We start from the raw sequence: 10,061 nt of genomic DNA on the forward strand, positions 1-10,061 counted from the left end.
CACTGACGGCCCGCCCCGGGCCGGCAACGGCGCCGATGGTCTTGATTCGACACATATCCTGGGGCAAATCGGGCTTCACCTGATGCTCCCAGGAGGATGAGCGATCATGCGTATCGGCGTGCTCACCGGCGGCGGCGACTGCCCAGGTCTCAACGCGGTCATCCGGGCGGTGGTCCGCAAGGGCGTCGCCAGCTACGGCCACGAGTTCGTGGGTTTCCGGGACGGCTGGAAGGGCCCGTTGGAGGGCCTGTCCCGCCCCCTGGGCATCGCGGAGGTCCGCGGCATCCTGCCGCGCGGCGGCACCATCCTCGGCTCGTCCCGGACGAACCCCTTCAAGATCGAGAACGGCGTCGAGCGGATCAAGGAGAACCTCGCCGCGCAGGGCGTGGACGCGCTCATCGCGATCGGTGGCGAGGACACCCTCGGCGTGGCCACCAAGCTGCACGAGCTCGGGGTCCACGTCATCGGCGTGCCGAAGACGATCGACAACGACCTCGGCGCCACCGACTACACCTTCGGCTTCGACACCGCCGTCAACATCGCGATGGAGGCGATCGACCGGCTGCACACCACCGCCGAGAGCCACCACCGCACCCTGGTGGTCGAGGTGATGGGCCGGCACGCCGGCTGGATCGCCCTGCACGCCGGCCTGGCCGGTGGCGCCAACGTGATCCTGCTGCCGGAGCGGCAGTTCGACGTCGAGCAGGTCGCCGGCTACGTCGAGAAGCGCTTCCAGCACCAGTACGCCCCGATCGTCGTGGTCGCCGAGGGCGCCCAGCCGCTCGACGGCCAGATGGTCCTGCACAACCAGGAACTCGACGCGTTCGGCCACGTCCGCCTCGGCGGCATCGGCCAGTGGCTCGCCGAGCAGCTGGAGGCCAAGACCGGCAAGGAGGCCCGCACCGTCGTGCTCGGGCACATCCAGCGCGGCGGCACCCCGAGCGCCTTCGACCGGGTGCTCGCCACCCGGCTCGGCCTCCAGGCGATCGACGCGGTCCACGAGGGCGACTGGGGCAAGATGGTCGCCATGCAGAGCACGGACATCGTCCGCGTCCCGCTGGCCGAGGCCACCCGCGAGCTGAAGACCGTGCCGCTGGAGCGGTACGCCGAGGCCGAGGTCTTCTTCGGCAGCTGATCCATCCCCGGCGTCGCGGCGGGCCGTCCGGCCCGCCGCGACGCCGGTCCACTTCGAGGGGGTACGACGGCGATGGCGGGTTCGGTGCACACGGTCGCGGTCATCGGGGCCGGCAAGATCGGCGAGCTGATGCTCTCCGGGCTGCTGCGGTCGGGCTGGCCGGTCGACCGGCTGCTCGCCACCGCCCGCCGGCCCTCCCGCGCCGAGGAGCTGACCGCCCGCTACGGGATCCGGGTGGTCGACAACCTCACCGCCGTGGCTGAGGCGGAGGTGCTCGCCGTCTCCGTCAAGCCGCAGGACGCGGCGACCCTGCTGGACGAGATCGGGCCGAAGGTGCCCGCCGACAAGCTGGTCATCTCCCTCTGCGCCGGCCTGCCGACCAGCTTCTTCAACCGCCGGCTGCCCGAGGGCACGCCCGTGGTGCGGGTGATGACCAACACCCCGGCCCTGGTCGACCAGGCGATGACGGCGATCTCCGCCGGCGCCCACGCCACCGGCACGCACCTGGCGTTGGCCGAGGAGATGTTCAAGCCGCTGGGTTCGACCGTCCGGGTGCCCGAGTCCCAGCAGGACGCGGTGACCGCGCTCTCCGGCTCCGGGCCGGCGTACTTCTACCTGCTGGTCGAGGCGATGATCGACGCCGGCATCCTGCTCGGCCTGCCCCGGCAGGTCGCGCACGAGCTGATCGTGCAGACCGCCATCGGCTCGGCCGTGATGCTCCGCGACTCCGGCGAGCACCCGGTGAAGCTGCGCGAGGCGGTCACCTCACCGGCCGGCACCACCATCTCCGCCGTACGCGAGCTGGAGAAGCACGGCGTACGCGCGGCGCTGCTCGCCGCGCTGGAGGCGGCCCGGGACCGGGCACGCGAACTGGCCGCCCAGGCCGACTGACTTCTTCGGCGTCGGCCGCCTCCGGGGGCTCTCCGAGCCCGTGGCGCAGCCGGCCCGTGGTGCCGATTCTGGGCGGAGCGGACCGGCCCGGTTAGGGCGCGTATCGGGTCGTCATCAATGGGCATCGCAGCTTCCGGGGCGGGTGCCCGTCTAGGCGTGGGCCCGGCGATCTGCGGCTGCGCCCGTGTGGGCGCGAGTGACCGGAAGCGATGCGGTGGGCATGCAGCGGCGGGGGCCCGAGGGCCCCGGCTGAATGCCCGCCGGGATGGTGTGTCAGACCACGGCGAGCCGGTCCACCAGCAGCTCCACCCTCGGCTCGGTGTCCTCCGGCGGCAGCCGTCCCGCTCGGGTCAGGGTGGCCAGCCCGTGCAGGGCCGCCCAGAACACCTCTGTGAACAGTGCCGGGTGGACGCCGTCCCCGGCGACCTCGCCGAGGCTTTCCAGCAGGGCGGCGAAGGCGTCCTTAAGAGGTAGTGGGGTGTCCTCGCTCGCGAAGGCCAGGCCGCCGTCGAGCTCGAACATGGCGTCGTAGACCGCCGGGTTGCGTGCGGCGAAGTCGAGGTAGGCGCGGGCGAGGGCGGTGACCCGGGCGCGCGGGCCGTCCGCGGCGGAGGTCGAGGCCCGCAGCGCCGCAGCCATCTCGGCGGCGCCGTCGAGGGCGACGGCGCCGATGATCTCGCGTTTGCCGCGGAAGTGGCTGTAGAGGACGGGCTGGCTGTATTCGATGCGCTCGGCGAGCCGGCGGGTCGTGACCGCGTCCCAGCCCTGCTGCTCGGCGAGTTCGCGGGCAGTCGCCACGATGAGGCGCTCGCGCGCCGCCCGTTCGCGCTCCTTGCGTTCCTGTACCGACATGATTCGATCCTAGCATCGCTAGATAATCAAGCGACAGCAGTGCTAGCGTTGACTCATCAGCTAGCAGCACTAGATCTCAGAAGGGTCATCATGCTCAACGCACTCGAGGTCTTCGCCATCGTGGTCGTCGGCCTGATGGTGGGGGTGGAGTTCTCCGTCGCCTTCGTCATCAACCCGATCCTCAACGCACTTCCCGGTGACAGCGGCCAACTCGGCCGCTCCCACGGGGGCCGGATGCTCGGCGCCGTGATGCCGGTCTGGTACATCACCTCGCTCGTCCTCGTCGCGGTCTGTGCCATCGCCGGATGGCGCTCCTACGGCAACGGCCTCGTCGTCACCGCCGGCGCGCTGCTGATCCTCAGCGTGATCATGTCGATCCTGCTGCTCGTCCCGATCAACAACCGGGGCAAGACGTGGACCCCTGACAACCGGCCCGCAGACTGGAAGCAGCAGATGAACCGCTGGGACCGCCTCCACTACGTCCGCGTCGCCGTCATCATCGCCGCCTTCGCCCTGCTGGTGGCCGCCCTCACCTGAGCCCGCAGGCCGACACCGCCGGAGCTGGCGCAGGGCCTCGCCCAGTGGCAGGCGTTCTCGACCAGGGTCGGCAACCACCTCTCCACCGGCGACACCGGCGACGACCTGTCACTGCCCCACCCCCGGAGCTCCGAGAAGAGGACGCCGTGAACACCACCCCCCGAGCGGCTGAGCTACAACGCGGTCCAGCTCGCCTGCCTCGGGGTGTTCCTGCTCGTGCTCCCGAGCCTGCCCAAGCTGCTGTCGCCCCTGATGCGTCACCCCTTGGCGGTCGGTCTTCCCCTGGCCGCCCTGGTGCCCCTCGTCGCCGTGGGGGCAGCGGCCGCCGGCCGGCTCGGCCTGCCGGCCGTACTGACCCTTCCCGCCCCGGCGCTCTCCCTCGGGCTGTTCGTGGTGGTCGGGGTCCTGGCGTTCGTCGAGCACCGGGAGTTGGCAGGCGACGGGGACGGCGACCTCGTCACCTCCCCCTTCGCCCCCGTGCCGGGAGCACCGCGGGTGGGCGAGAGGCGTCGACGACTGGCCGCTCTCGTGCCGTCCTGCTCGGTCCCCGTCGCCTACCTCGTCCTGGCCGCCGTCAGCTGGGTCTTCGCCTGAGTCACCGGTAGAGCAGGTGGGGCTTGCGGCGGCGGTCGAAGTCCGCCAACTCGTCGGCCCAGGCGCCGACCACGTCGTCCACGTCGGCGCCCGCGTCGATCATCGTGCGCAGCCGTGGCGACCCGGTGAGCTTGTCGATCCAGTACGGACGCACGGCGTCCCACGAGTCGCGCCGCCACGCGAACGCCTCGTACTTGTGCGCCTCCACCAGCATCGCGACCGCCGTGCGGATCGGGTCGTACTTCGCGCGGTCGACGACCTTGACCTCGACGCCGGCGCAGAGCTTGTTGAGCAGCGCGGGCTTCTGCCCGGCGGACGTCGGCGTGAAGTACGCCTCGCGGAACTCGACGCCGGGCAGCTCGCGGGCGTTGAGCCGGTCGGACCAGTGGTAGTCGAAGTCCTCGGCCAGCCCGCCGATCAGCTCGAACGGCTTGCAGGTGCCACGGCCCTCGGTGAGCGAGGCGACGCCCTCGAACAGGCCGGTGCCGGGGTAGACCAGCGCGGTGTCCGTGGTGGGCATGTTCGGGCTGGGCAGCACCCAGGGCAGGTCGGTGTCGGCGGCCAGCCTGTCGCGCTTCCAGTGCCGGCACTTCACGACGTGCAGGTCGACCTGGCGGCCGGCCTCGGCGGGCAGGAACTCGGCGTTGAAGAACCGGGCCAGCTCGCCGACGGTCATGCCGTGCTGCTGGACGATCTCCTTCAGGCCCACCCCGGAGGTGAAACCGGCGGTCATCATCGGCCCGTAGGCCCGGCCGCCGACCGGGTTCGGCCGGTCCAGCACCACGTACCGCTTGCCGGTCCGGGCCGCGGCCATCATCGAGGTGTACATGGTCCAGATGTACGTGTAGAAGCGGGCGCCGACGTCCTGGATGTCGAAGACGACGGTGTCGACGCCGGCCTGGGTGAACATGGTCTCCCACTTGGCCAGCGAGGCGCCGTACGCGTCGTAGACGGTGACCCCGGTGCGGGCGTCGATGCCGGTGCCCTCGCTGCCGCCGGCCTGCGCCGAGCCGCGGAAGCCGTGCTCGGGGCCGAAGGCGGCGGCCAGCCGCACTGTGCCGGAGGCGTGCATCAGGTCGACCAGGTGCCGGTAGGCCGAGTCCACGCCGGTGGGGTTCGAGATCACCCCGACCCGCTGGCCGGCGAGTTCGGCGAAGTCGGACCGGACGAGCACGTCGAGCCCGGTCTCCACGTGGCGGATGCCGGGCGCGGCGTGACCAGCCGCGCCGGGTGCCGTCGCCGCGACCGCGCCCGCGGTCACCGCACCCGCTCCGGCCAGGAACTTCCTTCGCTCCATGTCGACCCTCCCGTCGGTTTGGTCGAAACTTAGCTACACGTTGATGCCCCGTCAAGGAAGGTTAGCTACAAAGCGGGGGTGGATGGGTCCGGCCGGCGGCGCTGTCGGACCTGCCGCCCCGGCGGCGCGTGGTGCGGTCCCACCGGTCGGGCGGTGCTCCATACTGGCCCGGTGTTCACCCTCGCCCAGGCCCGCCACCTGATCGCCACCCTGCGCCCGCGCGTCGACGAGCTGATCCGGCTGCGGGCCGACCTGGCCGAGCTGCGCGTCGACCTGGCTGACCGGGGCGCCAGCCCGCTCGGCGGGTTGGCCGAGGTCAAGGGGCTGGAGGCGCGGCTGCACGCCCTCGTCGAGGAGTTGCACTCCCACGACATCCAGGTCAAGGGGATCGCGCCGGTCCTGCTCGACTTCCCCGGCGAGCGCGACGGTCGGCCGGTGCTCTGGTGCTGGCTGGAGGGGGACACCGACGTGCGCTGGTACCACCGGATGGAGTGCGGCTTCGCCGGTCGCCGCCCGCTCTGATCCGGCCCGGCGGGGGACCGGTCGGCCCGTCGGCCGCGCCGGTGGTGCGTCGGCCCGCAGTTCGACGGCCTCGTCGACCCCCCGCGTGCGTCAGGCCAGGGACGCGAGCATGGCCGGGGAGACGTTCCCGCCGCTGAGGACCAGCACGGTACGGGTGCCCGGTCCGGCGTCGACCAGGCCGGCCCGTAGCGCGGCGAGGGTGACGGCGGCGGACGGTTCGATCAGGAGCTTCGTCGCGTCCAGCAGCTCCCACCAGGCGGCCCGGATGTCCTCCTCGGACACCTCGACCACCTCGTCCACGAGGGCGCGGACGTGCGCCAGGGTGTGCCGCCCCGCGAACGGCGCCGCCAGCCCGTCGGCGATCGACGTCGGCCGTACCGCCAGGGCGTCGCCGCCGGTGCGCAGCGCGTGGCCGACGGCGTTGGCAGTGGCCGGCTCGACCCCGACGACGCGGGCGGTGGGGACGGCCGCCCGGACGGCCGACGCCACCCCGCTGATCAGCCCGCCGCCGCCCACCGGCACGAGGACCAGCTCCGGCGGCGGGCCGTCGGCCAGGATCTCCCTGCCGACGGTGGCCTGGCCGGCGATGACGTCCGGCTCGTCGAACGGGTGCAGAAGGTGGTATCCGCGTTTTGCCGCGAGGGCCTGGCAGGTGCCCAGCAGGTCCTCGGTGAGGACGACCTCGCCGCCGTACCGCCGGACCGCCTCGATCTTGGTCGGCACCGCCTGCGGTGGCATGCAGACGACCGTCGGCAGGCCGAAGGTACGGCCGGCGAAGGCCACGGCCATCGCGTGGTTGCCGGCGGAGAAGGCGGTCAGCCCGGCGGGCGCCCCCTCCCGTTCGACGCGGGCGAGCAGCGCGTTCAGCGCGCCCCGCACCTTGAAGCTGCCGGTGTGCTGGAGGTTCTCCGCCTTCACCGCGAGGTCGAGCCGGAGCGGGTCGCCGAGGCGGGGGCAGGGCAGCAGCGGCGTGCGGGCGACCCGCCCCGCGATGCGCTTCTCGGCCGTGACGATGTCGTCCACGGTGGTGAGCTGCACCGTCGCAGCCTAGCCCGGCCCGCCCGGCCGCACCGCTCGCCCGGCCGCACCGCCCGTGGTGCGACCGGGCGTGGTGCCTGCGGCAGAACCGTCGCGCCACGATGGGCGGACGGTGCGGCGGCGCCGGCCGGAGGGGCGAACGATCAGCGGGTGGCCTCGGTCAGGGCGGCCCGCACCCTGGCGGCGTCGGCCGGCGCCTCGCGCTCCCAGTCCGCCGGGTCGGCCGAGTAGATGGTCCCGTACGCCGGGGTGTCCGGCTGGTAGCGCCAGCTCTCGGCGAGCGTCCCGGCGTCCACGGCGTCGTAGCCGATCCGGTCGAGGAAGGCCGTGGCCTCCGCCTTGGCGCCCGCGTCGTCACCGGCGACGGGCAGCGCGCTGCGGTCGTCGGCGCCGGCCGGCCGGGCCAGCGCGTGCAGGTGCTTGAAGAAGATGTTGTTGAACACCTTGACCACCCGCGACTGCGGCAGGTGCCGCTGCAGCAGCTCGCTGCTGGTGGTGGAGCCCGAGTCCAGCTCGGGGAACCGGCCGTCCCGCTCCGGGTAGTAGTTGTTGGTGTCCAGCACGAGTTTGCCGGCGAGCGGCTCGACCGGTACGTCCCGGTACGCCTTCAGCGGGATGGTGACGACCACCAGGTCGCCGGCCTCCGCGGCCTCCCGGACCGTGGCCGCCCGGGCGCGCGGGCCCAGCTCCTCGACGAGGTCCTTGAGGGTCTCCGGGCCGCGCGAGTTGCTCAGCACCACGTCGTAGCCGGCGGCCACCGCCAGCCGCGCCACCGTGCCGCCGATGTGTCCACTGCCGATCAATCCCACAGTTGTCATGTCGCTTCCCAACCTCGTTCGCGGTGACGGTATTCCCCACCGGTGTGGTCGACAATTCCGCCCGGTGCCCGGTGCCCGGTGCCCGGTGCCCGGTGCCCGGTGCCCGGTGCCCGATGGACCGGTCGACGGCGTCGGGCCGGGTGCGGGGCGCCGGCCGGTGGGGGGCGGTCCGCGTGCCCGTCCGCCCAACGTACTGCCGGCCCGGGCGCGGGGGGCCGGCTTCGGGACAACGCCCGCCGGGCGGCCCGCAACGCTGTCGCGGCGGGAACGGTGTCGGCCCTGGCGGCTAGCCTGCCTCCACTTGCGAACACGGATTGGGGAGTGCGATGGGCGCGTGGGCGGCGGGACCGTTCGACAACGACGTGGCAGCGGACTGGTGCGGCGGTCTCGACGAGGCGTCGCCGGAGCGACGGCCCCTGCTGGTCGAGCAGGCGCTGCGCGAGGCGGCGGGGGAGGGCGACTTCCTGGACTCGTGGCCCGGCGCCAAGGCGGTCGCGGCGTCGGCGGTGGTCGCCGCGCAGCTTCCCGGTGGCCCGCCGGTCGACTCGGCGTACGCGCCGGACTTCCTCACCGCCGGCGGGCGCCTGACGCTCTCCGCGGAGCTGCCGGCGCTGGCCCTGCGGGCGCTGGACCGGGTGCTCGCCGACGGGTCCGAGCTGGCCGAGCTCTGGGACGAGGCCGGGGAGCTCGACGAGTTCGCCGCCGCGCTCGCCCCGATCCGGGCCGCGCTGGCCAATCCGACCGGGTCCGTCGTCGTCGGGGGCTGAGGCGCGGGAGTCACGGCCGGCGGGGGCCGGGCGGGGTGCGCCCGCTCCGGCCGCCCGGATCGCCGTCGCGCCGGACGGCCACCACCACCCGCTCGACCCGTTCGCCGGTCGTCGGGTCGGTCCAGACGAGCACGACCGGCCTGGCCGCCGCGAGGAGCTCCCGGGCGAACGGCGGCAGGTCCTCGGGCGACATCCGGATGTAGGACGTCGCGTCCTCGAGCCGGCCGCGCAGGTGTTCCAGCGTGAAGCGGTGCCGCCCCGGGCCGTCGAGGTGCGCGGGAACCGGCGGGAGGTGCCGCAGGCGGCTGTGGTCGCGCAGCACGTCGTCGGGCACGGCGGCGTCGAGCACCACCCGACCGGCGTCGAGCGGACGCTGGATGCTGACGTGGTGTTCGGGCGGGACCTGGCCCGGTGTGAGTGCCGGCTGCACCGCGAAGAACATCCCGCCCCCTCCACTCGGACCAGGTGTCGCCGATCGTAGTCCGGTCGGCACGCAGCGGCACGGCCGAGGCGGGTGCCCTCAGGCCGCCGGGGGCAGCACCTTCTCGATCGCGGCGCGCAGGTCGGCCGAGCCGGGCTCGACGGTGGGCGCGAACCGGGCCGCCACCGTGCCGTCCGGGGCGACGAGGAACTTCTCGAAGTTCCACCGCACGTCGCCGGCGTGGCCCTCCGCGTCGGCCGTGCCGACCAGCGCCGCGTAGAGCGGGTGGCGGCCGGGGCCGTTCACGTCGACCTTCTCGGTCAGCGGGAAGGTCACCCCGTAGTTGACCTGGCAGAAGTCGCTGATCTCGGCGGCGGTGCCCGGCTCCTGGCCGGCGAACTGGTTGCAGGGCACGCCGAGCACCACCAGGCCGCGGTCGGCGTACTCGTCGTGCAGCGCCTGGAGGCCGGCGTACTGCGGGGTGAGGCCGCAGCGCGAGGCGACGTTGACCACCAGCAGCGCGCGTCCGCGGTACCGCGCGAGGTCGGCCGGACCTCCGGCCAGGGCGTCGATCCGGGTGTCGAAGACGGTCATGGGTCGAGGCTACGCGCCGTCGCCGGGCCGTCGCCCGGGGGAGCGGCCGGAGGGCTGGTCGCGCTCCCAAGGTAAATCGATACATCGACATCTTGACGAATGGATGACGGCGTGAGTAGCGTCTCACCAACAATCTGGAAAGTTTCCTAACTGTTTAGGGAGACGCCGCATGAAGAGATCGCTCCGCCGGGCCCTCTGGGTCGGCGCCGTGATGGCGGTGACCGCCGCCACGGTCCCGATGGCCAGTGCGTTCGGCGCCGGCAGCGTGACCGCCGGCTTCGCCAAGGCGCAGGACTGGGGGACCGGTCACGAGACGCGGGTGACCGTCACCAACGGGACGAGCGCCCCGGTGAGCACCTGGCGCATCGAGTTCGACCTGCCGTCGGGCACCAGCATCAGCAGTTCCTGGGACGCCGACGTCACGCGCACCGGCAACCACTACGTCGCGGTCAAGAAGAGCTGGGCCGGCCCGATCGCGGCGGGTGCCTCGTTCAGCTGGGGCTACAACGGCACCGGCGCGTACAAGGCGCCGCTGAACTGCACGATCAACGGCGCGGCGTGCGGCGGCGGCACCCCGCCCCCCACCACCGCGCCG

The 10,061-nt window shown here is 73.1% G+C and carries 13 protein-coding genes; 7 read left to right on the forward strand and 6 right to left on the reverse strand.

Features of this window, described 5'->3' with window-relative positions; genetic code table 11:
• The first annotated feature begins 106 nt into the window (after window positions 1–106).
• Both F6X68_RS13150 and proC read left to right on the forward strand, forming a co-directional pair.
• Entirely contained in the window at window positions 107–1,135 is a 1,029-nt protein-coding gene (locus F6X68_RS13150) for a 6-phosphofructokinase (RefSeq protein WP_132236203.1), read from the forward strand.
• A gap of 72 nt (window positions 1,136–1,207) precedes the next feature.
• Window positions 1,208–2,026, forward strand: a complete 819-nt coding sequence (proC, locus tag F6X68_RS13155; protein ID WP_151454544.1) for a pyrroline-5-carboxylate reductase — start codon at window positions 1,208–1,210, stop codon at window positions 2,024–2,026.
• Window positions 2,027–2,299: 273 nt separating this feature from the next.
• On the opposite strand, the gene F6X68_RS13160 is transcribed toward proC, so the two are convergent.
• Complete coding sequence (locus tag F6X68_RS13160) at window positions 2,300–2,878, reverse strand: TetR/AcrR family transcriptional regulator (protein WP_151454545.1); 579 nt, start codon at window positions 2,876–2,878, stop codon at window positions 2,300–2,302.
• A 90-nt stretch (window positions 2,879–2,968) separates the two neighbouring features.
• Between F6X68_RS13160 and F6X68_RS13165 the strand changes: the two genes are divergently transcribed.
• The gene (locus tag F6X68_RS13165) at window positions 2,969–3,415 is read left to right on the forward strand and encodes a DUF1772 domain-containing protein (RefSeq protein ID WP_151454546.1); all 447 of its coding nucleotides are present in this window, start codon (window positions 2,969–2,971) and stop codon (window positions 3,413–3,415) included.
• Between the two features lie 204 nt (window positions 3,416–3,619).
• Window positions 3,620–4,009, forward strand: a complete 390-nt coding sequence (locus F6X68_RS13170; RefSeq protein ID WP_151454547.1) for a hypothetical protein — start codon at window positions 3,620–3,622, stop codon at window positions 4,007–4,009.
• Between the two features lies 1 nt (window position 4,010).
• Here F6X68_RS13170 and F6X68_RS13175 read toward each other — a convergent pair whose 3' ends face one another.
• A complete protein-coding gene (locus F6X68_RS13175; RefSeq protein WP_151454548.1) occupies window positions 4,011–5,306 on the reverse strand; it encodes an exo-beta-N-acetylmuramidase NamZ domain-containing protein in 1,296 nt (431 codons plus the stop codon).
• A gap of 171 nt (window positions 5,307–5,477) precedes the next feature.
• Here F6X68_RS13175 and F6X68_RS13180 point away from each other — a divergent pair, with 171 nt between their 5' ends.
• A complete protein-coding gene (locus F6X68_RS13180) occupies window positions 5,478–5,828 on the forward strand; it encodes a DUF2203 domain-containing protein (protein ID WP_151454549.1) in 351 nt (116 codons plus the stop codon).
• A 90-nt stretch (window positions 5,829–5,918) separates the two neighbouring features.
• Here the strand turns inward: F6X68_RS13180 and F6X68_RS13185 are convergent, their stop codons facing one another.
• Both F6X68_RS13185 and F6X68_RS13190 read right to left on the reverse strand, forming a co-directional pair.
• Window positions 5,919–6,866 (reverse strand): threonine/serine dehydratase, encoded by a 948-nt coding sequence (locus F6X68_RS13185; RefSeq protein WP_151454550.1) that lies wholly within the window; start codon window positions 6,864–6,866, stop codon window positions 5,919–5,921.
• A 143-nt stretch (window positions 6,867–7,009) separates the two neighbouring features.
• Window positions 7,010–7,873: an NADPH-dependent F420 reductase gene (locus tag F6X68_RS13190; protein ID WP_305069288.1), complete on the reverse strand. Its 864-nt coding sequence runs from the start codon at window positions 7,871–7,873 to the stop codon at window positions 7,010–7,012.
• Window positions 7,874–8,010: 137 nt separating this feature from the next.
• Here F6X68_RS13190 and F6X68_RS13195 point away from each other — a divergent pair, with 137 nt between their 5' ends.
• Complete coding sequence (locus F6X68_RS13195) at window positions 8,011–8,451, forward strand: DUF4259 domain-containing protein (RefSeq protein ID WP_151454551.1); 441 nt, start codon at window positions 8,011–8,013, stop codon at window positions 8,449–8,451.
• A 10-nt stretch (window positions 8,452–8,461) separates the two neighbouring features.
• Here F6X68_RS13195 and F6X68_RS13200 read toward each other — a convergent pair whose 3' ends face one another.
• Together F6X68_RS13200 and F6X68_RS13205 are read right to left on the reverse strand one after the other, a co-directional pair.
• A complete protein-coding gene (locus F6X68_RS13200) occupies window positions 8,462–8,893 on the reverse strand; it encodes a hypothetical protein (protein ID WP_151454552.1) in 432 nt (143 codons plus the stop codon).
• Between the two features lie 78 nt (window positions 8,894–8,971).
• Entirely contained in the window at window positions 8,972–9,466 is a 495-nt protein-coding gene (locus F6X68_RS13205) for a glutathione peroxidase (protein ID WP_151454553.1), read from the reverse strand.
• Window positions 9,467–9,635: 169 nt separating this feature from the next.
• Between F6X68_RS13205 and F6X68_RS13210 the strand changes: the two genes are divergently transcribed.
• On the forward strand, window positions 9,636–10,061 hold a 426-nt coding region (locus F6X68_RS13210), incomplete at its 3' end, for a cellulose binding domain-containing protein (protein WP_192581388.1).

The sequence above is a fragment of the Micromonospora sp. AMSO12t genome (assembly GCF_008806585.1).
Taxonomy (GTDB): domain Bacteria; phylum Actinomycetota; class Actinomycetes; order Mycobacteriales; family Micromonosporaceae; genus Micromonospora; species Micromonospora reichwaldensis.

Coding starts and splice junctions, on each gene's coding strand:
- F6X68_RS13150 (WP_132236203.1), top strand. CDS start 107: ATGCGTATCGGCGTGCTCACCGGCGGCGGCGACTGCCCAGGTCTCAAC.
- proC (WP_151454544.1), top strand. CDS start 1,208: ATGGCGGGTTCGGTGCACACGGTCGCGGTCATCGGGGCCGGCAAGATC.
- F6X68_RS13160 (WP_151454545.1), bottom strand. CDS start 2,878: ATGTCGGTACAGGAACGCAAGGAGCGCGAACGGGCGGCGCGCGAGCGC.
- F6X68_RS13165 (WP_151454546.1), top strand. CDS start 2,969: ATGCTCAACGCACTCGAGGTCTTCGCCATCGTGGTCGTCGGCCTGATG.
- F6X68_RS13175 (WP_151454548.1), bottom strand. CDS start 5,306: ATGGAGCGAAGGAAGTTCCTGGCCGGAGCGGGTGCGGTGACCGCGGGC.
- F6X68_RS13195 (WP_151454551.1), top strand. CDS start 8,011: ATGGGCGCGTGGGCGGCGGGACCGTTCGACAACGACGTGGCAGCGGAC.
- F6X68_RS13200 (WP_151454552.1), bottom strand. CDS start 8,893: ATGTTCTTCGCGGTGCAGCCGGCACTCACACCGGGCCAGGTCCCGCCC.
- F6X68_RS13205 (WP_151454553.1), bottom strand. CDS start 9,466: ATGACCGTCTTCGACACCCGGATCGACGCCCTGGCCGGAGGTCCGGCC.